At 33.5% G+C, this 25,727-nt stretch carries 21 protein-coding genes; all 21 read left to right on the top strand.

The window, feature by feature from the left end; translation table 11 throughout:
* Window positions 1-7: 7 nt before the first annotated feature.
* Window positions 8-658 carry a ParA family protein gene (locus QF004_RS09265; protein WP_076387976.1) on the top strand — a complete coding sequence of 217 codons (651 nt, stop codon included), beginning with the start codon at window positions 8-10 and terminating at the stop codon, window positions 656-658.
* Window positions 659-698: 40 nt separating this feature from the next.
* Window positions 699-1,241 carry a hypothetical protein gene (locus tag QF004_RS09260; RefSeq protein WP_307425388.1) on the top strand — a complete coding sequence of 181 codons (543 nt, stop codon included), beginning with the start codon at window positions 699-701 and terminating at the stop codon, window positions 1,239-1,241.
* Window positions 1,242-1,303: 62 nt separating this feature from the next.
* Window positions 1,304-1,597, top strand: coding sequence for a DUF4134 family protein (locus QF004_RS09255; RefSeq protein WP_245820740.1), 294 nt, complete (start codon window positions 1,304-1,306; stop codon window positions 1,595-1,597).
* A complete protein-coding gene (locus QF004_RS09250; protein ID WP_307425384.1) occupies window positions 1,597-1,893 on the top strand; it encodes a DUF4133 domain-containing protein in 297 nt (98 codons plus the stop codon). The genes QF004_RS09255 and QF004_RS09250 overlap by 1 nt, the downstream gene beginning before the upstream one ends.
* A gap of 86 nt (window positions 1,894-1,979) precedes the next feature.
* Window positions 1,980-5,045 carry a TraG family conjugative transposon ATPase gene (locus QF004_RS09245; RefSeq protein WP_307425381.1) on the top strand — a complete coding sequence of 1,022 codons (3,066 nt, stop codon included), beginning with the start codon at window positions 1,980-1,982 and terminating at the stop codon, window positions 5,043-5,045.
* Complete coding sequence (locus QF004_RS09240) at window positions 5,032-5,688, top strand: hypothetical protein (RefSeq protein WP_307425379.1); 657 nt, start codon at window positions 5,032-5,034, stop codon at window positions 5,686-5,688. Before QF004_RS09245 ends, QF004_RS09240 begins: the two co-directional genes overlap by 14 nt.
* A 16-nt stretch (window positions 5,689-5,704) precedes the next feature.
* Window positions 5,705-6,382, top strand: coding sequence for a hypothetical protein (locus QF004_RS09235; RefSeq protein ID WP_307425376.1), 678 nt, complete (start codon window positions 5,705-5,707; stop codon window positions 6,380-6,382).
* Window positions 6,383-6,391: 9 nt separating this feature from the next.
* Window positions 6,392-7,066, top strand: coding sequence for a hypothetical protein (locus tag QF004_RS09230; RefSeq protein ID WP_307425373.1), 675 nt, complete (start codon window positions 6,392-6,394; stop codon window positions 7,064-7,066).
* A gap of 35 nt (window positions 7,067-7,101) precedes the next feature.
* The gene (locus QF004_RS09225) at window positions 7,102-7,926 is read left to right on the top strand and encodes a hypothetical protein (RefSeq protein WP_084566518.1); all 825 of its coding nucleotides are present in this window, start codon (window positions 7,102-7,104) and stop codon (window positions 7,924-7,926) included.
* Between the two features lie 3 nt (window positions 7,927-7,929).
* The gene (locus QF004_RS09220; protein ID WP_307425366.1) at window positions 7,930-9,153 is read left to right on the top strand and encodes a type IV secretion system protein; all 1,224 of its coding nucleotides are present in this window, start codon (window positions 7,930-7,932) and stop codon (window positions 9,151-9,153) included.
* 51 nt (window positions 9,154-9,204) lie between these two features.
* Window positions 9,205-9,819 (top strand): conjugative transposon protein TraK, encoded by a 615-nt coding sequence (gene traK, locus QF004_RS09215; protein ID WP_307425362.1) that lies wholly within the window; start codon window positions 9,205-9,207, stop codon window positions 9,817-9,819.
* Window positions 9,819-10,184, top strand: coding sequence for a hypothetical protein (locus tag QF004_RS09210; RefSeq protein ID WP_307425359.1), 366 nt, complete (start codon window positions 9,819-9,821; stop codon window positions 10,182-10,184). The genes traK and QF004_RS09210 overlap by 1 nt, the downstream gene beginning before the upstream one ends.
* On the top strand, window positions 10,174-11,397 hold the full coding sequence (traM, locus tag QF004_RS09205) for a conjugative transposon protein TraM (protein WP_307425356.1): 1,224 nt from the start codon (window positions 10,174-10,176) through the stop codon (window positions 11,395-11,397). Before QF004_RS09210 ends, traM begins: the two co-directional genes overlap by 11 nt.
* A 16-nt stretch (window positions 11,398-11,413) precedes the next feature.
* Window positions 11,414-12,259: a conjugative transposon protein TraN gene (gene traN / locus QF004_RS09200; protein ID WP_307425353.1), complete on the top strand. Its 846-nt coding sequence runs from the start codon at window positions 11,414-11,416 to the stop codon at window positions 12,257-12,259.
* Window positions 12,260-12,270: 11 nt separating this feature from the next.
* Window positions 12,271-14,259, top strand: coding sequence for a type IV secretion system DNA-binding domain-containing protein (locus QF004_RS09195; RefSeq protein WP_307425351.1), 1,989 nt, complete (start codon window positions 12,271-12,273; stop codon window positions 14,257-14,259).
* Between the two features lie 22 nt (window positions 14,260-14,281).
* Window positions 14,282-15,109: a M23 family metallopeptidase gene (locus tag QF004_RS09190; RefSeq protein WP_307425348.1), complete on the top strand. Its 828-nt coding sequence runs from the start codon at window positions 14,282-14,284 to the stop codon at window positions 15,107-15,109.
* Window positions 15,099-15,803, top strand: a complete 705-nt coding sequence (locus QF004_RS09185; protein WP_307425344.1) for a hypothetical protein — start codon at window positions 15,099-15,101, stop codon at window positions 15,801-15,803. The genes QF004_RS09190 and QF004_RS09185 overlap by 11 nt, the downstream gene beginning before the upstream one ends.
* A gap of 35 nt (window positions 15,804-15,838) precedes the next feature.
* On the top strand, window positions 15,839-17,998 hold the full coding sequence (locus tag QF004_RS09180) for a JAB domain-containing protein (protein ID WP_307425341.1): 2,160 nt from the start codon (window positions 15,839-15,841) through the stop codon (window positions 17,996-17,998).
* A gap of 76 nt (window positions 17,999-18,074) precedes the next feature.
* Complete coding sequence (locus tag QF004_RS09175; protein WP_307425337.1) at window positions 18,075-18,797, top strand: hypothetical protein; 723 nt, start codon at window positions 18,075-18,077, stop codon at window positions 18,795-18,797.
* On the top strand, window positions 18,797-24,427 hold the full coding sequence (locus QF004_RS09170; RefSeq protein ID WP_307425335.1) for a helicase-related protein: 5,631 nt from the start codon (window positions 18,797-18,799) through the stop codon (window positions 24,425-24,427). Before QF004_RS09175 ends, QF004_RS09170 begins: the two co-directional genes overlap by 1 nt.
* Before the next feature lie 884 nt (window positions 24,428-25,311).
* A complete protein-coding gene (locus tag QF004_RS09165) occupies window positions 25,312-25,713 on the top strand; it encodes a hypothetical protein (RefSeq protein WP_235141790.1) in 402 nt (133 codons plus the stop codon).
* Window positions 25,714-25,727: the final 14 nt, after the last annotated feature.

Here is a 25,727-nt window from a genome sequence, read left to right as displayed (position 1 = left end):
ACTACCAATGATAATCACTTTTGCAACTCAAAAAGGAGGTACCGGAAAAACGACCCTTGCAATCACTTTTGCAAATTACGTTTCGACAATCTCTAAAAGGAAAATAAATGTTTTCGATTTTGATTATCAAAAGTCATTTTACCAGAAATGGAAAGAGGATGAATTATTGGATCTGCCCAAGTTATATGATGTTGAAATTATAGGCGATGTAGTAGAGCAGCCTTTTTCAGATTTCGAAACGATATTGGATTTAAAAGATAATGATGATGTCAACCTTTTTGATCTCGCCGGAACGCTCGATGCAAAATACAGTGATCTATTGATTTATAGTGATTTTATCATCATTCCATTTGAGTATTCAGATGTTTCTGCAAAATCAACATTGGTGTTTGTAAATTTTTTAGGAATGCTGGAAAGTCAGGCAGAACGGGTTTTCATTCGATCAAAATATGACAAAGGTTATAAATATTTAAATCAGGAAGGAATGGATGCTGAAATCAATAAATACGGAAAACTCATCAAAAGTCCAGTGTTTAAGAGAAACTGTCTGCAAACCATTAATACCAGACAACTGAACTATGAACAGAAATATGCGGTTAGAAATTCATTTAATGAACTAATTACCTATATCAATGAAACCCTGGATACCGATATTTAATCCAATAATTCACTATCAATCATTAGAAAAATTTTTGAATATGACAAAATTCTTAATCATCCTTATCGCGCTTTACTTCCTCTACTATATCGGAAATATCGTGTACGATCTATTCGTGAAAAAGGAATCTACTTTAGTTACCGAGGAAATTGATGTCTTTTCGCTGGTAGAATTTGAAGAGCAAAATAGAGATGCAGTAACAACCGTCAGAATAGAAGATGTAGAAAATCTGAATACGCCGAAATCATTTAACAAAAAAGAGTTTCCAGTTGACATTGAAATTTCGGAAGAAAGAGAAGATATAGAAGTTTGGAGACGAAGATTTGAATCGGAGCAAAATATAGATTCTTTTGATTTAGATGCTGTAGAAAGCGGAGTTGTGCACAATGTTACTAATGATGTAACTGCTGCAGAAAATAATGAGCCAGAATTTGTGGATCAAGTAAATACTGAAGACACAAACAAGATTCTTCGCAAAATTAACAAAGAGAAGTGGTACCAAATGTTGAATGATGCAGAAACTACGGTGCAAATGATTTCGAATGCAAACGGTCATAAAGTCTATCAGGCAGTAGGAATTTAAAAACACAAAATTAAACCTTAAATATTTAAAAAAAGATGAATCAAAATTTGAAAAAACACAAAATGATGAAAAGAAGTTTGACTGCGTTTGTAGTACTCTTTTCCTTGAGTACTACGTTTGCGCAATCTGGTGGAAGTGCTGCATTGGGTGCAGCCGCAACTACAATTTCAGGATATATCAATGATCTTGGATTACTGATTTATGCTATTGGTGCTATTGTAGGAACGGTTGGTGGAATCAGAATTTATAACAAATGGACGAACGGTGACCAGGACATCAACAAAGAGATTGTTGGTTGGGGTGGCGCGTGTATTTTCCTACTGTTAGTTCCAACTTTCATTGCGGCAATATTCTAGTGGGGTACTTTCTTTATAAGGGGCTTAAAAAACCCCTTATATTTTTCGGTCTGAAAGACAAGTACATCTACTACGCAATGGGTTCAGCCGTCGGCGGACTGGTCACCATCGCAATTCTATCTTCATTATTCGGGATTTTTGGAATGCTCATCGGAGGAGCAATTGGAGGAACGGGTATTTTTCTGAGTTATAAAACACAGGATTCTAAAGGGCTTTATAACAAAACAAAAAACGAAGAAGAATTACACATCATGCCTATCAAATTCAAAAATGTAAAACTTTTAGCAAAAAAGTAGAATATGAAATCGCCCATATCAAATCTGAATACAAACTCCGATTAAGGCGATAACATATGACCTTTAAAAATAATAAATATCTACGTATGAAACTAAAGAAAAAGACATTTGAGATTCCTTTTATCGGCTATGATTACGGGAAAGACAACAAATGGAAATTTGATGCGCTTATTGGACAGTTTGGAAATCCAATAATTGGAATTCAGATCAAAAACAATGTGGAACAGTATTCTGCGGATCCTGATTCTTATCTTCAATTTCATACCATTTTAAACCAGGTTGTTGCAATCATTGGGGAAAATCATATCGTACAGAAAATTGATATTTTCAGCAAACAAAAGTATGTTGCAGAAAAATCCACAGAATTTTTACAAGATAAATATTCTAAACATTTTGACGGAAGATTATTTAAAACAATTGACACGCTTTTGCTTTTTACTGATATTGTAGATCAGAACAACAAGAAAAATACCTACAAATATTCGGCAAAAGCTTATAAAGTTCTGCGTGATAAATGTCTGAAGATTTTTATGCTGCTGTCTCAGCACGAATGTGATCCGCAATTTCTGAAAGAGAAAGATTTCGATTATTATATCAACGGTGTTCTTACGATGAACTTTTCAAAAACACCATCATTTAATAATATAAAAGCTGGCAGCGATCATTTAATTATTGGAACTCAGTTCGTAAAAACAATCAGTTTTGTGGATGTTGAGAAAATTGAATTGCCTTCTGAAATTGAGACCTATTCTTATTTAGGTGGAAATGGTTCTGCATCGGAAACTGCGGTAGATAATTTTTCTTTTATCAATGAATTGGAAGATTATAAAACCATTGTTTATAATCAAATTACTTCTATTCCACAGCAAGCTCCGAAACAACGGGAATTAGAAAAAAAGAAGAAAAAACACGAAGGTGTAGCCAATAATTCTCCGTCGAATGCCATTGTTGCAGAGGAAATAGATGAACTGTTACACAGTATTGCAATGGACGGTCAACTTATTGTAGACGCTCATTTTTCAATATCCTATTCCACAGATTCTTTGGAAAAAATGGAAGAAACCCAATCCTTGATTGAGAATAAACTGTTCATGAAAGGAATTATTGTTTCGCAAAATTCCTATAATCAATTAGAACTTTTTCGCTGTTGTATTCCAGGAAATGCAGTGGAATTAAAATCTTATGATCTTTTTACAACGACTAGCGAAGCAGCGCTTTGTTTTTTTTTTAAAGAAAGTTACCCCGTGAACGAAGATTCTAATTTCTATCTACGATTTACTGAAAGACAAGGCGTCCCATTAAAAATAGATCCTTCAGATTTACCAATGAAAACCGGCAGAATAAATAACAGAAATAAGTTTGTACTTGGTCCGTCCGGTTCTGGTAAATCTTTCCTGATGAATAATATCGTGGAGCAATACCTCACTTACAATTATGATGTAATCATTGTTGATACGGGAGACTCTTATTCCGGACTTTGCGCGTATAAAGGTGGAAGGTATATTCAATACACGGAAGAAAAGCCAATTACAATGAATCCATTTCTAATGGATAAGGATGAATTCAATATTGAAAAAATAGAATTCTTAACCAATCTAATTTTCCTGATTTGGCAGGGTGCAGATTCCACGATGAGTTCTACACAAAAATCCATTTTAGATAATGTTTTGATGTCTTATTACCACCAGTTTTTTAATGGAGGAACTGATTGGTTTGAAAATAAAACTTCAGAAGAATTATTTCAATACCTGCGAAAATATAATATTCATGAAGAGGATATTGTTGCAGAATACGAACAGGATTTAAAGGAAAATCAAACCTATTACGATATTTTGGAAATTATGTTTGATGCAAGTCCGAAAGACATTCGAGAGAAAGGACGGAAATTAATTCAGTTGTATCATCCAGATAAAAACGCTAATAATCCTGATTATGATTCGTCAAAATTTTTTAAAGTCTTTGAAGCGTATGAAACTTTGAATGATGAAGAGCGAAGAAAGATCTATGACGAAACTCAACTTATTATCACTAAGACAAAATCCATTATTAAACGCCCTGAAAATAGTGATGAGTGGCACTATGCGATTAGAAATGCTTTGATAAAAAAAATCATAGAATTGGAGGAGAAACTATCTGTTTTGGAATTATCCTTCAATAGTTTCTATGAATATTGCGATCAATTCTTACCAATTTATTTAAATAATAAAAAGCACAAAATAGATGAAACTGAATTTAAGCTGCGCACATATCTTTTCGTTCTAAAGGATTTTTACAAAGGAGGAAGATACGGAACTACCTTAAATGAAAATGCAGACAATACTTTGTTTGATGAGCCATTTATCGTCTTTGAAATTGATAATGTAAAAGACAATCCCAAATTATTTCCAATCGTTACGCTCATCATAATGGACACTTTTATCCAAAAAATGCGCTTGCGAAAAGATAGAAGAAAAGCATTAATTATTGAAGAAGCGTGGAAAGCAATTGCTTCTAAATTAATGGGTGGATATATTTTATATCTGTACAAAACGGTAAGAAAGTTTTGGGGAGAAGCCGTTGTTGTTACCCAGGAGTTGGATGATATCATTGGAAACACTGTGGTAAAAGATTCTATCATTAATAATTCTGACACATTCATTCTACTGGATCAAACAAAATTCAAGGATAATTTTGATAAAATTGCTTCGCTGCTTTCTTTAAATAAAGTGGAACAGAATAAGATTTTTACCATTAATAATTTGAACAATAAATTCGGAAGAAGCAGATTCAAAGAATTTTATATCAAGCGCGGATCCAAGGGAGAAGTTTATGGAAATGAAGTTTCACTCGAACAATATCTAACCTACACCACAGAAAAACCCGAAAAAATTGCCATTGAATATTACGCAGACCATTGTAATAATTATGATGAAGCGCTTCAATTATTTGTAAAAGATTTTATAACGCTCAATGATAAGATGGAAAATATGATTGACTTGGTTAATCTTTATCAACAACCGTTGGATCAGGATGTATTTGATTACTACAATCATGTAAAAGAACAAAACAATCAACAAAACATTCTGAAAATAATCGGTCAAGAACTACTTGATAGACAAATGAATTTCAAAGATCTCCTTCAATCTAAAAAATTTGAATATGAAAAAGTTTAGTGTCTCTATATTCTTATTGGTCGGGAGTTCTGCCTTTGCGCAAAATACCTATATCGATGTAACGACCACACTCGCTCTTAAATTATATTCTGATAATTTAGAAAATCAACAGGAAAAAACGATTGAGCAACAGACCAAATTACAGCAGGCTCAAACGTGGGTCAGTACTCAAATGACTGTTGCCAATAACATTCAAAATAAAGTATTAAAAGGTTTGAATGAAGTATCCGGGACTTTAAAAAATGGAGTACAGGTTGTGAGTATTTATAATGAGTTAGACCGATGCTTACAATATTCAAACGACATTTTAACGTTGACAAGCAATAAACCTCAATATTCAGTTTTCGGTGTGAAAGCAACGCAGAAAGCTTATGAACAAGTTATAAAACTGTCGACTGATGTTACCGACTTATTAAAGCCTGGAGAGTTAAATCTTGCGACAGCCGGTGACCGATACAAACTGCTTTTTTCAGTTTCACAAAATGTTACGATGCTCAAAATCTGGTTGCTTGCCACAAAACTAAATATTGAGCGGGCAATCAGATTGGGTTGGTTTCAATCAATCAATCCTTTTCAAGGCTACATCAATACAGACAGAAGTATTGTTGAAAATATCATGTGGACGTATAAGAATAGATTTTAAACGTAAAAAGTAAGCCATGAAAAAGAGATTGGTCCTTTCAATTATTTTACCTGCAGTTTATGTGGTTTTAACTTCTTCCGGCGGAAATACAGCTCCACCCTGGCAAAAAGAGAATGTGTCGTTTCCAATGATGAATCAAGAGATCCGTCATACCATGGAAGAGAACGACCGACAAAAAACGATGAAAAATCGACAGGATATTAATTTGACCACTGAAGTAGTAAACAAAAAGCAGTGGGAAAAATTTAAAGAAACCACGACCAAAATTCAGGAGAGATTACGACTGGTGGATTTTGCCATGCAAGCCATTCCTACAGGTTATGCCATTTTTTTGGAAAGTCAGAAAATACAAGATATTCAAACGAAAATTATTACTGAAATCGAAACTGCTCCTTATTCTTTGGTTGTGGTATTACCTGCCCAAATCAAGTTTGTAGATGATATGCAAATGGTTGTGAGATTACTTTCAGGTATCGTGATTTCTTACGGCGCTATAAACCAAATGGAGAAAGCAGAAAGAAAATTATTATTGGAATACGCATTGGGAGAAGTGACAAACTTGAGAAGAGATTCTCTTTTCATGTTAATGAAAGTTCGAGATATAAAGCGAAAAGTGGAATGGACAAAATTTGTGATTCTTAATTATATCAATAAAGACAAACAGATTGTAGAACAGATCATCAGTCATTTTTAACTTGATTTTATGAAAAACATATTACTCTTTTCCATAATCGTTTCCATTGCTTTTTTAAAGTTGAACGCTCAAACTGTTGTCTATAATGATAAACTACTAATTCAATTAACCAAAAACCAAGCAGTGCGTTTGGCGAGCAATGAATCTTATTTAAACTCCTATGAAAAACAGAAGAAAACGTATGATGAAATCAATCAAAAGTTAGCACAAATCGTTGCCATTCAAAATTTCATTTATGACAAACTCACCAATGTAAATGCTGCAATAAGGCAGGGAAAGCAATTGTATTATTTGTCAAAAACCTTTGGCCAAATCGGCGTCAATGCAAATGATGTCTTGTCTCTCACTACACAATATCCTGAATATGCCATTTTATTGAATAGATTTTACATCGGTGCAGCGCAGGAGCTTTTGAAAATGCAATCAGAACTAACGAATGATATTCTGCATGAAGAAAATGATTTTTTAATCGATCCTTATGACAGACAAATATTGATTCAAAACCTATCGACTAAGGCACAAATGATTAATGGGTATTTAATCTGCATAAAAATTAGACTGAAAAACGCTAAGAAAATTCCTTTTATCTATCAGATCCCAACCATTAATACGTATGTCAATTTAGATAGAATGATTGTGAAGGGAATTATCGAAAAGTACAAATTTATTCTATCACTAGACTAAATGATGCAGATCATTTCAAATAAAATTTAAACACAATGATGAAAAAAAAATTTATAAAAACATTTCTATTAGCACTTTTTTCCTGCACTACGGTTGGTGTCTTTGGACAAGTGAAAAAACTGAACGATCCTTCAATTGTTGCGCACAATAAGAGAATGGTGTTTGAATCTTGGGGAGATTTCCGACCCTATCCAAAATATTTTTTAGGGGTTCAAACCAATTTCGCTTATGCGACTGTTTGGGGTTGGCTCGCTCCAGCGAGAAATAGAGATTATAAAGACGGAGCAGATATCCGTCCATTAAAATCAACCGGTCTTGAAGTTCAAAGACTTGTCGAATTGGAATTACAAAGAAAAGAAGCGGAAAAAATTAAAATACAAGTAGATACTCTGTATACTAGAAATGTGCAGGATTTAGCACACTGGACTTCAGCAACTGTAGCAGCAGATCCACTATGGTTGCTCTATTATAAAAAAATGCTCAAACCTTTAAATGACTTTGCAGAGAAACCTCAAAATTATATTCAATGGCAATTAAAGGATGATAAAACTTATCAGAATATGTTGGCAAACGGTGGTATTGCGCACCTTGAAAAACAATTAGCACTACTTAAAGATCAATACAAAAATTCACGTACGATGGACATGCCCCGCGGAAAACGATTTCTGATGTACCATGAAACCCTAATCGGTTGGAGAAATTTTAAAAATCAGTTAAGGGCTTTTGATCAAAAAAATAATTTATTTCTCGACTATAAAAAATTGCTGACAATGTCAAAAACGAAATTAGGAACCGACTGGAATTCTGTAGATGTACAAATCGCGCAAAAAATAATGATTGAATACCATAATAAATTTTAAATCATGAAAAAACACTTAACTCTAATTTTCTGTATTGTCTTATTTCTTTTGCCGACAGTGGTGTTTGGACAAACAGGTGATACTGAAAGTTACAACAAACTACTACAATTTTTAAAAGGAGACGGCGCATTTGAAAAATGGTTTATGGAAGCCTTCACAAAATTAGATACTACAATGGCTGCACAATCTGCGGGTGCTGTAATGTTAGGACAAGCAATCGGTGGTTTTGGAGCATTGTGTTATATGGGTTATCTCGGTTGGCAAATGCAGGAAGGAGCAAGACCATGGGAGGTCACGCCAATGATTCGTCCGACAATTATTGCTTTTATATTAATGTATTGGGGTGCTTTCACAAGCATGATTCAATACCCACTACAATCACTTGCAGAACCAGGAATTGCGCTTTTTCAAGATATTGAGAAAGATGCAAATGATTTACGCGTAGAGCGGTTTAAAAAGCAAAATCAAATATTAGAAGTATTAATCAAAACGCAGGCAGAGGAAGAAGCAAAACAGGAAACTTTAGATAAACTGGAGAAAAAAGCAGACGACAGTTGGTTCGATATTGATGTGGACAAATTACTTGCACCTGCGAAAGAGTGGTACATGAAAATGGAATTTAAAATCCAGAAAACCCTATCTGAAATTATAGAAGCGGTGTCTTTAACAATACTTCGGGTTTGTACTTACCTTATTTTCTTTATTCAAAAAATATGGAGTTATGTTTTGTTGGTTTTGGGTCCCATTGCGATTGGAATGTCACTTATTCCGGGATTCGAAAATTCATTTAGTAATTGGGTCACCAAATTCATCAATATAAATCTCTACAGTTTCATCACTTACACGATCATTAATATTGGTCAACAACTCATCATGTCGGGTTATCAAATGGAACTAGATCGATACGCACTTATTATTGATTCAGCGGGTGTTGCAGATATGAACACGCTTCGGGTTTATGTACAAAACAGCGGAATGATGTACACGGCGCTTTTTCCTTGTGTTGCTTACATCATAACCGGTATTGGAATTCTTATGGTTCCGTCAATCGCTGATTCAATTGTTTCCGCAGGCGGTGCTGGAATTATGAGCAAAGGTAAAGCAGCAGGAGGAACGGTTGCAAGCGTTGGAAGAGCAGCATCGGCAGCGGCCGCCGGTGGCGCAGCAGGTGCCATAACGGCTGCGAGAGAAATTGCAAAATCAGTAAATAAAATGAATAAAAAATAGGATTAAAACCAAATTTTTCAAACTTATTATCTAATCAGAAATCACTTTAAAATGCTTGTAAAAAATATAGAACAAAAAATAAAAATCAATAAAACGGTATCGATTGCATCAATTCTATTTGCTGTTTTGATCGTAATTGTTGGATTTGTTTTCGCCTATAAACTAGTCCAGGATTCCAGAAAATCACTTTATGTAATTGATAATGGTGTACCGATTTTAGTAAAACAGACGGATGAACTTTTAAACAGACCTGTTGAGTACAAGTCTCAAATTGAATTGTTTCATCGATTATTTTTCACGCTTGCACCAGACGACAGATACATAAAAGAAAATGTTGAAAAGTCACTTTATCTCATTGATGACAGCGGTAAAAAAGAATATACCAATTTGAGAGAGAAAGGTTTTTATAATCAGATCATCTCGGGAAATTCTCTTGTTACGGTTCGCAATGATTCGATAAAAATGGATTTACCCAACAAAAAATTTATCTACTACGGCACTCAAATGATCAATAGAAAAAACACTTTAATAATTAGAAAATTAATTACGGAAGGAAATTTTGAAGATATGATCAGAAGTCCTAATAATCCGCATGGTGTATTATTAAGAAACTGGAGGATTTTAGATAATAGTGAATTATCCAACAAAGCAAAATCAAATTACTAATGTTTACCGTAAAATATAATTCAATTAAAGAAAATCTACTTCGACTGAAGGACTGGATTTATAAAAATCCGAAGAAAGTCTATCGGTATGTGATGGTTGTTTTGGTGATTTCTTTTGGGTTGATCTTCATTCAATATTATTTCTTTACTCCCAAACTTTCTAGCGTTAACAGGATTCCGACCATGTTTTCTGAAAGTGATCAGGTAAAAGTTGACATGGATAAAAGCGACCAAAAAATGAATGTGATTGTAAAGGAACTTCAGTCATTAAAGAAGAAAAGAGAAAATGGTCCATTGTCAAAAAATGACAGCCTTCGAATAGAATATTTGTTCAACCAATATCAAACTTTAAAAAATGGATTTTAAGAAAATTAATTTTACACAACCTAAATATATTTTCCCTCTGATACTTTTGCCGGTTATTTTATTTCTCGGATTTCAGACTACAAAATATATGGATAAAGGGAAACAACCAGAAGAGGTATCGCAAGATCTGTCTCTAAATTTGGGTGAAACGCAGGATTCTATTCTTTCTAAAAATGCCGCTTACGACGATTTATTTCAAAAAGGAGACGGACGTTCCATGCTTGATGGCATTGATAAAGACGAAGACAGTTTGCAGAATTATGATGATAATCTTGATGATGACCAGAAGCGGTATATAGATTCTCTAAAAATTGTACGAAGTCTGAATAGCCGAGCAAATGGTAATGCAGGAAATGAATCTTACTACAAACAAAAATCTCAAAGAAATACGGATGATAAAGATTTTCAACGTTCAGCAGAAATGATTAGGATGCTTAATAATGAAAGCAATGGAAGTAGATCAAATTTGAATACGAATTCTGCTCATCAAAATAGTTTCGGAACACCAAGAAATGAAGTGGAAGGTGATCCGGTAAAAATGTTGAAAAGGCAAATGTTGATGATTGATTCTCTAGAAAAAGCAAAAGATCCCGAATATCAATCGGCTCTTGCAGCAGAGAATAAATTAAAAAAGAACAAAGAAAAAATGGCTGCTTTTCTAAATTCCACACTTCGCGTAGATAAATCCACACTCAATCCAAGTTTCAATTCAATCGCAAAGAAAAACGGTGATAGTTTTATTAAAGCGGTGATAGATGAGAACAATAAAGGTTACTTGGGAAGCAGAATTCGATTCAGATTACTTGAAGACATTAACGTTGGAAAGTATAAAATAAATAAGGGAACCATTCTTTATGGTCAGATTTCAGGATTCTCGTTACAGCGTGTCAACCTAAATGTAGTCTCCATTCTAAAAGATGGAAACATCTTGCCAGTCAATCTTTCTGTTTTTGATATGGACGGAATGCAGGGACTCTATATCCCGCAAAGTGACTTTCGGGAAATGCTCCGTGAAATGAGTAGTAATTCTGTCCAAGGAACTCAAATGGATAGTGGAGGAGAAAGTTTTTTCACAAGTCTTTTTTCCAGTTTGTTCAGTTCCACTTCTAAAACGATTGCGAACATGATACGGCAAAATAAAGCGAAACTGAAATACAACTCTTATCTATATCTTATTAACGACAAAGAACTTAAAAAAAATAATGATGATTAAAAATTCAATAAAGAACATGATTTGCGGAATATTTCTTTTTTCGTCAGCATCAACTTTTGCCCAAACAGAAACACCGGAAAAAAGAGTCACAGATCTTACCAATTTGGAAATTTCAAAGGGAGTGAGTCTTCATATTATTTCGCCGGAACCGATCCAATTTGTGGATTTATCTACTAATAATTTAACTGGTGATTTACCGGCAGACAATATTGCAAGAATTAAAATAACTGAGGTGTCAGATTCAGATTCAATTGCAAGCAAAAAAAATATCGATCTCAATGATTTGGGTGTTATTACTATTGTTTGTCAATCTTATATGGCGCAGTATAAAGTAAATTATTTAGATTTTAAAAGAAATGCTGTGACGAACATTCAAATCCAACCGGAAGATATGCAACCTTTAGAATATCCCAAAATGGCTTTCTCAAATACTGAACTACAAAAATTTTCACTCGATATTCTGCGAAAAAAACCAGTAAACAAACCAATTCACATAGTAAAAAGTTTGAAACTGAAGATGCAGATCAATAATGTTTATATCGTGAATGATTATATATTTTTAGATATGACCTTCTTCAATTCTTCCAATTTAGGATATGATATCGACGGATTAAAATTTTCAGTAGAAGATAAAAAGATTTACAAGGCAACAAACAATCAAAGTATTGCATTAAATCCTGTGTATCAATTGTATAATCAGAAACAATTCAGTAAAAGCTATCGGAATATTTATGTTTTCAAAAAGTTCACTTATCCCAACAGTAAAGTAATGAAAATTCGTCTCCTAGAAGAACAATTGTCAGGCAGAACCATAGAAATGGCTGTTAAGTATTCCGATATCTTAAACGCTGATACTTTTTAAAGGAAAGAAAAATGCAAGAGCAACAAAACCAAATAAAGATATACAGTTTTTTTCAAAAGATGGTTTACTTCATCGTTTTACTGGACTGTGCTTCATTATTTTTTATTTCTGCAAAGATTCCATTTGTCACTGATCTCCTCACAAAATTTTCTAAGATGGGTCTATTTTACCCACCTCTGAATGCAAAGATTTGCACAATAATTTTAATAGGACTGGTCGCGATAGGAACGAGAGCCAAGAAAAAAATTGATCTCCATATTGGGAAACAAATTATTCTGCCAATTATAGTTGGTTTAGCCTTGATGTTTAGTTCGCTGTTAATTATTTCAGAAGCAGGGGATAATGTATTACCTAAGATAATTCCGCCTTTGAGTTTTTATCAAATTATTTATATGCTTTTATCTTTTTTAGGAGCATTAGTGGCGCAGGTTGGTGCAGATAATATTTCAAAATTAATGCAGCAGAAAATAGGCAAGGATCGATGGAATATTGAAGAAGAAAGTTTTGCGCAAAATCAAGAATTGGTAAAAACGGACACGTCTGTGAATATTCCCTATTTGTTTAGATTCAATAAAAAGACCAATAAAGGATGGATCAATATAAACCCGTTTAGGGGAACGATGGTCATTGGAACACCAGGCTCGGGGAAATCGTTTGGGGTTATTAATCCCGCCATTCGCCAGATGATTGATAAAGGTTTTTGCCTCTGTATTTATGATTTTAAGTTCCCAGATTTAGCCAAGATCGCCTACTATCATTATTTATTGAAGAAGAATAGAGATCCGGAATATCATCATGAATTCCATGTCATTAATTTAAATGAAGTGGAAAAATCAAAGAGGATAAATCCATTTAAAAAAGAATACATACAAACATTAGCAGAAGCGCAGGAAATGGCAGAATCGATGGTTTCTTCTCTGCAAAAAGGGGGGTCGAGTTCTGGTGGTGGGTCGGAAGCATTTTTCACTCAATCTGCCATCAATTTTCTCTCCTCCTGTATTTACTTCTTTGCACGGTTTGAAGATGGGAAATATTCAGATTTACCTCATATCCTGTCTTTTATGAACAGGAGTTATAAAGATATTTTTGATACCCTTTTTTCAAACGAAGAAATATATTCCTTGCTCTCCCCATTTAAAACAGCCTACGATAATAAAGCATTTGATCAGTTAGAAGGACAGGTTGGAACCTTAAAGATATTTCTATCCAGATTAGCGACTAAAGAAAGTTTTTGGGTTTTTTCAGGTGATGAAGTGGAATTGAAAATTACAGATAAAGATAATCCTTCCATTATTATTTTGGCTTCTGATCCTGGAACGCAGGACATTAATTCTGCGCTATATTCTTCAATTTTGAACAGAACATTACGGCTGATAAATTCCAAACATAATTTGCCGGGTGGTATTATCGCAGACGAATTTCCTACAATCTACATTCACAAAATCGATAATGTAGTTGCCACAGCCAGAAGCAATAAAATTGCGGTGTTATTGGGATTACAGGAAATCCCGCAACTGCGGCAGTTTTACAAAAAGGAGGTTGCAGATACTATTTCTGCGATTGTTGGAAATATTATTTCAGGATCTGCCAGAGACAAAAATACATTGGATTGGATGGAGAAGATGTTTGGAAAGATTAAGCAGAAATCTTACTCGCAGTCCATATCTCAAACTGGCACTTCTACAAGTATCAATGAAAAAATGGATTTTATGATTCCTGCAGGTAAAATAGCAGCACTTAAAACCGGAGAAATGGTGGGAATGATTGCTCAAGGCGAAGAAAATAATACGGACGAATACAAAACATCAGCTATAAGTGGCAAGATCAACCTTGATATGAAAACCATTAAAAAGGAAGAAGATCATTATGTGGCGATGCCTGATTATTACTCATTCCTTGATAAAAAAGGAAATAACAGAAAGGAAGAAGTACTAATGACCAACTTTCGGAAAATAAATAAAGAAGTAGAATTAATTGTAAATGAAACTGCTAAAGATTAAGATCATGATTGGAAATATAAAAATGACAATTCTGCTATTAGGCATTTTTTGTGGTCAACTGATGAATGCACAATTTAATACTTTAACACGAACGCCAATTGAAAAAGAGTCCATTGCACCTTTGAACATAAATAAACAAAAAGTTGAAAATCAGAAAGAAGATCAAACTGTGAAGAAACGCAGAGGAGTAAAACGATTTAGTTCCACTTCAAAAGCAGAACTGAAAAGAGAAATTGATTCTCTGAAATCTGCAATAATGAAAAATAATTCTCCAAAAATAAATAATAAAGATTTTGATTTTAAAAGGATTGAAGATTCATTGATTCTCATTTTGAAAGCAAACGCATCACTGAAAGAAAATTTTAAATCTCTGAAAACTTTCAGTTTTATAGATGACAGAGAAGTAAGCTTTACATCCAAGATTCATATGCCTCTAAAAAAAGGAATAGCAGTTACTTCTCCTTTTGGATCCCGAACTCATCCAGTTTTTGGAATGGAGAAAATGCACAACGGCGCAGATCTGAAAGCATATTACGAAAAGGTGTATTCGGTAATGGACGGCGTGGTAACTGGTTCAGGATGGGATTCAAAAGGTGGAGGGAATTTTTTAAAAATAAAACATTCTGATTCATTTGTCACCTCCTACCTGCATTTATCTGAAATCTATTATAGAGTAGGCGAATTTGTAAAGGCAGGATTTATAATTGCGAAAAGTGGTAATTCGGGAAATTCAACTGGTCCACATCTCCATTTTTCTGTAAGTGAAAATGGAAACTACATCAACCCAATTCATTTTTTAAATGATCTCATAAAAGCAAATAATTTAATAGCAACACACTATGGAAACTAACAATTTACCCACAGACGAATTAAAAAAATATGGAATTGTAGAACCTGACAATTCTTATTCAAAAAAACTATCTGCTCAGGATATCCAGAAATTTCTGCAAGGTTACAGCATTGTAGTCGATAATAAAAAGAACAGGGCAACATTTCAACTTATTGAAAATAATAGCCGTTTAAACGTGATTTTTCTGGAAAGGGATAAAAATATTGCTACCATCTTGGCAAAAAGTAAAGAAAGGATAGAATATTCAGAAATAAAGGATCTGTCGAAAGGCGACAACCAATTAAATTTTGAAAAGAAAGCCTTTGTATATGACAAGAAAACCAATATTGTGGTAGAGTTTGATTTAGTGAAAAATGCACAGGAACTGACTGCGATTATAGAAGATAAAAAAGAGGTATCTGAAATGAGCAGATATACAACAGAATTGCTAAAACTGAAAAGTTTTCTGCAGGATAAAATTGATCAGTTTCCAGAGATAGCAAAAGAAATAACCAACGATTTGAATATTGTATCAAAAGAAATCAGCAGCATCAACTCAATTGCTCAAAATCAAAATAATTCTACGAAACAAGAACAGTCAGAGGTTCAACTTAATGTAAATGATCCTGATTTATATCAAGATGCTAATCGGATCAAAGAGGAAAATCTTGACCAAAATGAGAATTTTGAAAAATCAAGAGGTTTCAGACGATAATCAGTTAAAAATCCCACCATTACTATAAACTGAATATGAATATAACATTAGAAATAGGTAAGTACAACGAACAAATTGAATCTGCGGGTTTTCAAAAAATGGAATTTTCTGATATTGATGAAGCGATTGCCAATCTGGAATTTATGAAAATGGGATTCAATTATTTTAAAACGGGGGAATCTTTGGTCGTGAGATTAGATGAAGGACAAAAGTCACATTTAATTGATTACGATGCAGTTATTCCGATCCAAGAAATTAGAAAAGAACTCGAAGATAAATACCATCCAAAATTAACTCGAAATGAAAAAGAAATCGAATCGATTACAGCAGAAGGAAAAACGAAAATATCAGCAAACTCAAACTTTACTTTTGAAGAAGATGAAACAACAAGGTATGCAAAGACATCGTCAGGTGAAAAATTACCCTTTAAATTGTTTAATCCCAATGAAACTGGTGCCGGATCCAATTTACTACGGGAACCGCAAGATTCTTTGCAATCCGACGATTTTGCATTAGTAGAAAGACGTTTCGCTGAAAACAAATCACTTCAGCTTTTTGGAAATGAAAAAATTGGTAGTATTGATGATGTTGCCTGGTTATTTAAAGCCCTAGAGGATGAAGCTGTAGAGCATGCCTTTTTAGTTTATGATTTTAAAGATAAAGGATATTTTGTTCAGCATATTTCCACCGGAACATTTGATGCGGCATTTGTAGATAACCGGCTTTTGATAGGAAATGTCCTTGAAGCGAACCCTTCAGCAATTACTTTGGTACATAATCATCCAAGCGGAAATTTGAAAGTTTCAAAAGCAGATGTGGATTGCATTATAAAGTTGAAGATGGCATTGGAAGATTCAAATATAAAGGTCAATAGTGGAGTCATTATCAATTTGAGAAGTGGAAAGTATGTCGTTTTTGACGAAAATGAAACCGCTCATATTTACATGAAATCTAATCCAGAATCTTTCAAAGAAATACAGCCATATTCTTTCAGTAAACAGGTTCTGGTGGAAAATTATCAACCCGTTAAAATTACGAGTTCAACAGATATCGCAAAATTTATTACTTCTCAAAAATTTGGGATATCCGATAAGACGGAATTGTTGGTGCTCAACAATCAGTTGAATATCGTTGGGAAATTCATTATGCCTCCCGATAATCAACTTGATTTTATCATTGGAAAGGTTGCAAAGTTCGGTGGGTCGAAGTGTATTTTATATGGAAATAATATAACCCCAGAGCAAGTTAATACCTACAATAAAAAACTTCATTTTTCGGGGATTGAAATTTTAGATGCAATTCGATTCAACAGTGGAAATGGACGGAAATTATATGAGTCGTTCGCTGATAGTGGGGCATTGAAAAGTCCAAAAGAAATGAATGATCAAGTAAATGAAAACTCAAATATTATTAATTATAAACACAATCAAAAATCAAAAATTATGGAAACACAAAAAGAATTTAATCAAGAAGATTATTTAAGAAATCAAATGAAATACCTTGGTTTTGGTGAAGGTGAGAAACTTCACAAGGATTTAGAAACTGGACTTAATTCGGCAGAACAGCAATTTGAAATTAAAGCCAGTTCAGACAAAGCATCAGCGGGTAACGAGGTGGATTTCACTTTAAAATTTAATAAAACAGAAAGTGGAGGAGTTTTTCTTAATTCCTACAAGGCTGTTTTGAATAACGATAAATCGGAAGAAATATCACAGAATTTCCCGGTAAACAGAGAGAACACATTTACTGCGAAGGAAGCAATTAATTTATTAGAAGGGAGAGCTGTAAAAATTGAATTTACTAATCCCAAAACGGAACAACTAGAACCGGCTTTTGTGAAACTGAACTTTGTGGAACCTAAAACCGAAAAAGGGAATTATAATTTTCAAAATTTCTACAAGAATTATGGAGTGGATACTAATCAAATTGTAGAGAAATCTAATTTGATTTTCGACAAGCCGGAGTACAGAGAAAGCACGATCAAATCTCTGGAAAAAGGAAATGTGGTCAAAGTTAAATTTGAAATCGACGACCAAGTTGTTGAAGGAAAAGCAGTTCTTAATCCGCAATACAAAAACTTGAGTATTTATGATCAGGATATGAACCGAATTAATACCAATAAGCCTTTAGAAGGTCTGGACAATGACAATAAGCATGATAAAAGTAACGTCAAGGAACAGAGTATTAAAAGATAAAAACGTCAATCAATAAATTTTAAAAACGGTTGATTGACTATGATTAACCGTTTTTTCTCTTTTAAAAGTAAAGAATATGGTACAAGAATATTGGAATTTTAGTAGAAATAAATTCATTTTCCGGAGCGAATCAGTGTTAATACTGGCAATATTTTTATTATTGACAACGTACTCGTGTAAAAAAGAAATTAGGCCTGATAAAGGAGGAATAGATCTTATCTCGAATGTTTATTTAGATGCCTCAAAAGGATTGGATAAAGTGCAGAATTTTCACATCTCAAGAATGAATTACTCTGATTCTTATCTGTTAGAGTTAATACCGGATTTGAATTTTCCAGAGGTAACTGATAAAATTTACTATATCAAGGATTCAATTTATTTTAAAGTTGGAATTGAGAATAGTGGCAGTGAAATTCTTTCAGATCTTTCAAAACATCAAAAGTCAGTTTTAGTTTCTAAAAAGAAAGAAGGTGCACTTTTCTCTGACGAGTGGATTCCAAATTACCTCCATCGAAAAAACATTAGCGACACCGTGCTTTTCAATAAAAATTATAAACGCTTCGAAATTAATTCTGCAAAAAGTTTTTCACGCTTTTACATTTATCCAACCGACACCATTTTGCCTTATTCGATTTATAAACACGCCGAAATTGATTATGGAGGAAGACTTGAAAGAATTGATTCTTACAATAAAGACAAAGATATTTTCGTGACACTTCAATTGTTACCCAGAAAGAATTGGGACGATGAAGCCAAAGAAATATTTGAATTTAATGAGTTTGTAAAAAAGAAAAAATAATGCATGAATATTCATTCTATTATTCTAATTCTGAAATTGAAACTATTTCAAAAAGTCTGTCCATACTTGACTATTTTCTTCATCTTGAAAAAAGAGGTGAGTTGAACTTCGACCGTAAAATCGGAAGAGAATATTATTTTAAAACAGACCATAATAAATTTTCTGTTTCCGACAATGGGTATTATGATTTTAAAACTGGTGAAGGTGGTCAAATTATAAAAGCAGTAATGGAATTCGAAAATGTAGATTGGAGAAATGCCCTAGAATTTGTTAAAAACTTTAATCAAAATTTTATGCTGTACGATAATAGTATTAGAAATGAACAAACAAATTTATTGAAAGTTAAGAGTAAGTCAGCGACTTTTCATATTACAAATTCACTAATACCCAGTAATGAAAAATTGATATCCTATTTTGAAGGTCGCGGTATATCAAAGCAAATTTTAGTGGATCACACCAAGCAAATTCATTACGAAATTGCAGGTAAAAATTATTTTGGAATCGGAATCGAAAATATATCTGGTGGGTTTGAAATTCGAAATTCATTAATGAAGTCGAAGGTTGGGAAAAATAATATTTCAGAAATAATAGGTGAAAAAAATGAGGTGGTCGTTTTTGAAGGAATGACAGATATGTTATCCTTTGCGCAGCTTTTGAAAGTAAATAATCAAAAAAATAACAGAACCCTCATCACTCTTAATTCCATAACAAATCTTGACAAATTTTTAAATAAATATTCGGATTACAAAGGTAAAATGTTTCTTTGTCTGGACGGTGACAAAGCCGGAAACGAAGCGACAAAAAAAATTTTAAACTCGTTCATTAGCAATAGTGTCAAAGACATTCGCGCCTTATATAATATCTCAGAAAATAGACACAATGATTTGAATGAATATTTGCAGCATAAATTAGAACTTCAAAATAAAAATGTTAATTTAGTAGAACCAAATACAGTCGAAAATGAAAACTTTAGAATCCAAATCAATGGAAACAATAGTGGAGAATTTAGCAAAACTCTCGAATCCAAACAAAAAAGAGATATCTCAAGCGGACAAGAATTGGGCAGCCAAAATGCTGGAAATGGATCTCCAGAATCAAAACGGATCAATCTCACTGGAAGAAGAATCGCAAAATCCGTTAGAAATGCACAACAAGAAAATGCTTCAGAAAATGGAAGCGGAGAAATTATCCTGGACGGAAAAATAATAAGAACTTCTGCGGAGTTAATAGAATTAAACAACTTAATAGAAAAATATAAGGGTCAAAAATTGACCAATGAACAAGTCGCAGAAGTAGTTTCTGCGGCTTGTTTTGTTTCTGAAACTGGCAAAATAATAATTAGGGAAAATGTCATCATTACCGATGATCTTAAAGATATTTGTAACCAGTTTAAAAGCGGTGGAACTGCAAAAGAAGGACGCGGAATTCTTGATGAATATTATACAGATAGTAAAATTGTAGATGCAGTTCGCAATCTGATTTCTGATCAATTCAAATATAAAAAGGAAATATCTGTTTTGGAACCTAGTGTTGGAACAGGTAATTTCATCAATGCTTCTGCTGGGTTAGGCATCAAATCAGATGTAAAAGGATTTGAAATAAATCCAACCACTGCGAAAATAGCAAAGATCTTTCATCCTGAAGCAGAAATCAATCTTCGATCTTTTGAAACAGAATTTATTGATGATCATGGAAACAAAAGGAGTTCAAATGATTATAGCAACAAATATGATTTGGTCATTGGAAATCCACCTTATGGAGAACACAGAGGTTTTTATAAAGGGTTAGGTGAAGAAAGTAAAATCTCAAAATATGAGGACTATTTTATTAAACGTGGTCTGGATTCTCTGAAACAAGATGGGATTTTGGCAATGGTTGTTCCTTCCGGCTGGTTGAACCGTCACGAAAAATTAAATAATGCTGAATTGTTAAGTGCTTACCGTTTGCCAAGTGGTGCTTTTGCGGGAACACAAATCGGGACGGATATTATAATTCTTAAAAAGAATAGTCAATCTATCAATCAAAATATTTCTGATTATTTTGATAAAAATCCACAAAATATCTTAGGGGAAATTAGAGAGAAAGCCAATCGCTTCGGACGTTTGGAGTTTTACGTGCATGGCAATTTAGATGATGCAATCGTTTTACTTAGTAATCTTCGAAATAGAAAAGAAACGGTACGAATTGGCAATCTTTTCGAGGATTTAGAAATCAATGAACGTGATGTTGACAAGAGCGTTCCGCTAACGAATATAATTCCTGAAATTCAAGAAGATATCCGGAAAAGATCTAAAACTGAAGATGAAACGCTAAAAAAAGCGATTTTAAAAAAGTTAGAGGACGTTCTGTTGGTACTAGTTACTGTAAAGTTTAAATCCCCTTCAATCCTTACACAAATTGAAAAATTCGCAGGGTTGAAAAGTCAAATATCTGATAAACCGGAGAACTTTTCAAATGCAAAATTGAATGATCTGTCAGAGAAAGTAAATAAGGTTCTTCAGTCGCAAAACAATAAAAATTCTGAATATGAAATTCAGTCACAACCATTAATTAAGAAAGGTGTTTTGAAATACCAATTTGCGAAAGAAGATCGTATTGTTGATGCATCATTGCAAAATAGTTCGGACATTACTGAGGAACAAATAGCAGCATTCAAAGCCACTTCCTATGACGGCACGATTCATAATCACTCCAGACATTTTGCTTACGCCAACTACCAAGACGGAAAATATGTTCACGATTTTTATTATGCAGAAGGAAATATTTATGAGAAGTTAGATCAACTGGAAAAAGATTTTAAAGAAGATTGGGGAATTTTGGGATTGGAAAAGAAATATTTTGAAAAGCAGAAAGCACTTTTATTAAATGTACTGCCCAAACTAAAAACATTGGAAGAAATTTCTATCAATCCAAATCACGAATTTGTACACCAATTTAAATTAGGAACTATAGAAAAAGAGCAGTATAATCATGAAAAAAGAGAGACTGAAACGGTAATTGTTGAATATAATCTTGCAGAAAAATTCAAAGATTTTGTCAGCAATCTTCCGAGCGAGGCTTTTGCTGGCTCATCTTCGTGGGAAGTTAGAAGTTTTGTAGATAACGAAACCGTAACAGGAAGCGATAAAGAGCGAAACGCTCTAATTCGGGAAAGAAGAAAAACGGCCGCAAATGATTTGTTTTCAAAATTTATCAGAGAGGAATTGTCTGATGATTTGCGAGATCGATTCGTTAAAGAGTTCAACAAAAATTACAATCATATTCATGTTCCGGATTATTCAAAATTTCCGCTATTTTCGAAAATCTATCAAAATTTTAAAGGTATAGAGCTACGATTAACAGAAGTCCAAAAATCCGGTATCGGACGGCAAACGACGAAAGGTGTAGGACTTTTGGCGCATGAAGTGGGTTTTGGAAAAACCTTATCGGGGATTCTTTCCTTACACGAAGCAATGCACAGAGGAAATTCAAAAAAGCCCTTGATTGTAGTGCCTAATGACAGTATCTTAAAACAGTGGGTGGAAACAATTTTTGAAACGATCCCAAATGCAAAAGTCAATGTTTTAGGTAATCTGGGCAAAGATTATGACCTTTCTAAATTTGATAATAAAGACGGTGAAATCTCGATTGTTACTTATGAAGGATTTAATAATATTGGTTTTTCCCAGGAGATTACAGAGAAGCTTTCGTCAAAATTTAATTACATTTCCGCTAATGAACTAAAAAGCGTGACCAATACGGAAAGGGATTTACAGATTGAACTCCAGAAAGAAAAAGAAATTAAAGGCAAGATGAAACGCGGAAAAATCTACGATTGGGAAGATTTTGGATTTGATCATTTGACCTACGATGAAGTTCATAACGCGAATCATATTGTCGGAAAAGTAAAAATCGAAGATCGTAGGTTTTCATCAGATTTTAGAAATCAAAATCAACAGACTTCTAAATTAGGGATCAACACATGGATGGCCGCGCAATATATTCAGGATAAACAAAACGGAAGAAATGTAACGCTACTTTCCGCAACGCCGTTCACGAATAAGCCTCTAGAATATTATTCCATATTATCATTAATTGCCAATAAACGTTTGGAAGACTCCGGATATTTTAATGTGAACACATTCTTCGAAACTTTTATGGAAGCGGATAATGATATGGAGATTGATGCGAAAGGTGATGTTAAATTTAAACCAAATGTGCGAAGATTTAAAAACAATCAGTTATTCCAGCAATTGCTTTCAGAATTTATTGATATTAAAGGAGAAGAAGATAATTTGGAGTTAATTCGTCCGAATAAAATCAATAAAGAATACAAAATTGAGCAGAATGATTTAATGACAAAGCAATATGAATTATTGAATCAAAATTTTAATGAAACGGAAAAAGGAGCAATTTTAACGCATATTCTCAACGCAAGATTAATTGCTTTTTCTCCCTATTTATCAATCTATTATGAAGGCGAGGAGCCACCCTTAAAAGAGTTTATAGAAAACTCTCCAAAATTAAAAGAAACCATGAATCTTATCCGGCAGAATAAAAATGACCTTCCGGATTCTGGACAGATAATTTATTCCGAATTAGCCGTTGCGCAATTTCCAAAGTTGAAAGAATATTTAATAAAAGAATTGAATTACAATGCTGAAGAAGTGGGAATTATCACCGGAAGTACTCCAAAGAAGCAACGAGTAACAATTCAGGATAACTTCAATTTGGGAAAAATAAAAATAGTAATAGGAAGTGAAGCCATTCAGGAAGGGATGAATTTGCAGGAAAACACGACCGATGTGTATTTATTAACATTGCCCTACAATTTTACTTCTTTGCGCCAAGTTGAAGGGAGAGCGTGGAGACAGGGAAACAAAAATCAAAATATGCGAATCAATTTTATGTTGACCAATGACAGTATCGATGTTTTCATGTTGCAGAAACTGCAGGCGAAACAAGCGAGATATTTGGAAGCGATGAAAAGAGGTGCAGATGTTTTAGACATCTCGGATATTAGCACTCAAGAATTGAAAACTTCAATCATCACAAATCCCGAAACAAGAGCAAAAATTGAAATAGAGTTGCTGAAAAAAAAATTAGAGAGTGAGAAAAATAAATTCCTTGCTGATAGTGCTTTCGTTTTAAGGAAATACGAAGATTTTACAAAAGTACAATCTGAAGTTCATAACGCGGAAAATGCTTACGAAAGGATTTTAGAATATTCAAAAAATAGCGACGACTTAAACGCAGATTATTGGGAAACCCAACTGACATCGTACCAAAAAAGTATAGATTTAGCCAAAGTGGAAGTCCATAATACTATTTTAAAATTATCTGAGAAAGGCGTGAATGTTACGGAAATAGAAAAACAATCTCAAGCAACCGCAGAGAATATATCCAAAATAGATGAGAAATTGGAAGAATTGCCCTTTATAGAAACTAATTTAATTGAACAATATAAAGAAGAGAAAAAAGCGCGGCTGAAATTGAATGTCAAGACTGATCATGTGAAGGATAGGGAAGAGGAAAATAGAAAATTATTTAAGCATGTTCTTTTCGCTGCCATAAACGATAAACATAGAGTAGTTGCCATTAATTATTCTGAATCCAAAACTGAGAATAGGAAATTTGCAGGTAGAAGATAGATAATTTTTAATTTGTCAAGTTTACAAAATGTAATATTGACAACCCATCGATTTTTACACTTCAGCAGTGGAATCTCCAACATCTAATTAGTAAGAACAACTTTTTTATTAAAATATTCTAAATATTGGAAAAGCCAAATGTCATACTATACACACAGAAATCTATCATGATAACTTAAAAAAAATGATTTTTATCATATAACATAGCCAAATAATGATCGGTCTATGAGTTAAAATAACTATATTTGTAACGGATTACTTAAAAATGCATATTAATTCTAAAATACCGTTTTTCTGTTTTATACTGGTTTTATTTCTGGTACCTAATTTTTTATTCGGTTGCGCTATAAATAGTAAGGCTGATAAAGTAGAAAAGTCTTTGATTGTATTAGAGTTCAGACAGTCATTTGCTGAGCTACAGCCGGAATGTTCCAGCGGAGACTGTGAAGATGAATGTTGTCATCCTAAATCCCATCAATGCTCAACCGGTGACTGTTCCGGAAACTGCAGTGGAAATACTTGCAGTTCCTTTCAATATCCAGTGCTCGCTGATAGCAATAAGTTCCTAAATTCTCAAAATAAGTTTGATTTTACTTCCAAAAGATCGCAATTCTATTATCTTAATCCGTTTTATTCCAATGGATTTCACACCATTTGGCAACCGCCAAAAATAGGGTAAATACTCTTCTTACAGCCAAAATTATGCATTGTCGTACAATGTAGTTTGTTTCTTGTCGGCATCCTATTTTTTGCCTGTATCCGTAATTGTCATGTACGGGAAATAATATTGTGATCATACGTCACACTTTAATAAATTGATCTTTAAAGGTCAATTTCTATCTGACACTTCAACAAATCCAATCTTAATCTTAAATCTGAATTTCATGAAAAATTTGGCTTTTGGTATAATGGCTGTATTGGCCGTATTCCTTTATTCCTGTAATAGTCCCGAAACCGATAAAAATGCCGCAGTGGTAAATGCTGGTGTTACTAATAACCAGCCAAAAATTGGAGACCTCGTTCCCAACGATGAAGTTTGCATGGTGAATAATGCCTATATGGGTAAAAAACAGCTGGAAGTAAAATATGACGGCAAAGTTTATTACGGCTGTTGCGCAGATTGTCAGAATAAAATCCCGACGCAGGAAAGCGCACGTACGGCTACTGATCCGGTATCTAAGAAACCGGTAGATAAAGCGACTGCAATTATCGCGATCTCTGATCAGAACGATGGCGTTTTGTACTTCGAAAATCAATCTAATTATACTACTTTTTTTAACAAATAACTTTTAAACTTTTA

The organism is Chryseobacterium sp. MDT2-18 (genome assembly GCF_030815285.1).
GTDB lineage: Bacteria > Bacteroidota > Bacteroidia > Flavobacteriales > Weeksellaceae > Kaistella > Kaistella salivictor.
Note: the sequence above shows the minus strand (reverse complement) of the source record. Positions and strands in the feature narration are given on the sequence as shown.

Coding starts and splice junctions, on each gene's coding strand:
- QF004_RS09265 (WP_076387976.1), top strand. CDS start 8: ATGATAATCACTTTTGCAACTCAAAAAGGAGGTACCGGAAAAACGACC.
- QF004_RS09260 (WP_307425388.1), top strand. CDS start 699: ATGACAAAATTCTTAATCATCCTTATCGCGCTTTACTTCCTCTACTAT.
- QF004_RS09255 (WP_245820740.1), top strand. CDS start 1,304: ATGATGAAAAGAAGTTTGACTGCGTTTGTAGTACTCTTTTCCTTGAGT.
- QF004_RS09245 (WP_307425381.1), top strand. CDS start 1,980: ATGAAACTAAAGAAAAAGACATTTGAGATTCCTTTTATCGGCTATGAT.
- QF004_RS09240 (WP_307425379.1), top strand. CDS start 5,032: ATGAAAAAGTTTAGTGTCTCTATATTCTTATTGGTCGGGAGTTCTGCC.
- QF004_RS09235 (WP_307425376.1), top strand. CDS start 5,705: ATGAAAAAGAGATTGGTCCTTTCAATTATTTTACCTGCAGTTTATGTG.
- QF004_RS09230 (WP_307425373.1), top strand. CDS start 6,392: ATGAAAAACATATTACTCTTTTCCATAATCGTTTCCATTGCTTTTTTA.
- QF004_RS09225 (WP_084566518.1), top strand. CDS start 7,102: ATGATGAAAAAAAAATTTATAAAAACATTTCTATTAGCACTTTTTTCC.
- QF004_RS09220 (WP_307425366.1), top strand. CDS start 7,930: ATGAAAAAACACTTAACTCTAATTTTCTGTATTGTCTTATTTCTTTTG.
- traK (WP_307425362.1), top strand. CDS start 9,205: ATGCTTGTAAAAAATATAGAACAAAAAATAAAAATCAATAAAACGGTA.
- QF004_RS09210 (WP_307425359.1), top strand. CDS start 9,819: ATGTTTACCGTAAAATATAATTCAATTAAAGAAAATCTACTTCGACTG.
- traM (WP_307425356.1), top strand. CDS start 10,174: ATGGATTTTAAGAAAATTAATTTTACACAACCTAAATATATTTTCCCT.
- traN (WP_307425353.1), top strand. CDS start 11,414: ATGATTTGCGGAATATTTCTTTTTTCGTCAGCATCAACTTTTGCCCAA.
- QF004_RS09195 (WP_307425351.1), top strand. CDS start 12,271: ATGCAAGAGCAACAAAACCAAATAAAGATATACAGTTTTTTTCAAAAG.
- QF004_RS09190 (WP_307425348.1), top strand. CDS start 14,282: ATGACAATTCTGCTATTAGGCATTTTTTGTGGTCAACTGATGAATGCA.
- QF004_RS09185 (WP_307425344.1), top strand. CDS start 15,099: ATGGAAACTAACAATTTACCCACAGACGAATTAAAAAAATATGGAATT.
- QF004_RS09180 (WP_307425341.1), top strand. CDS start 15,839: ATGAATATAACATTAGAAATAGGTAAGTACAACGAACAAATTGAATCT.
- QF004_RS09175 (WP_307425337.1), top strand. CDS start 18,075: ATGGTACAAGAATATTGGAATTTTAGTAGAAATAAATTCATTTTCCGG.
- QF004_RS09170 (WP_307425335.1), top strand. CDS start 18,797: ATGCATGAATATTCATTCTATTATTCTAATTCTGAAATTGAAACTATT.
- QF004_RS09165 (WP_235141790.1), top strand. CDS start 25,312: ATGAAAAATTTGGCTTTTGGTATAATGGCTGTATTGGCCGTATTCCTT.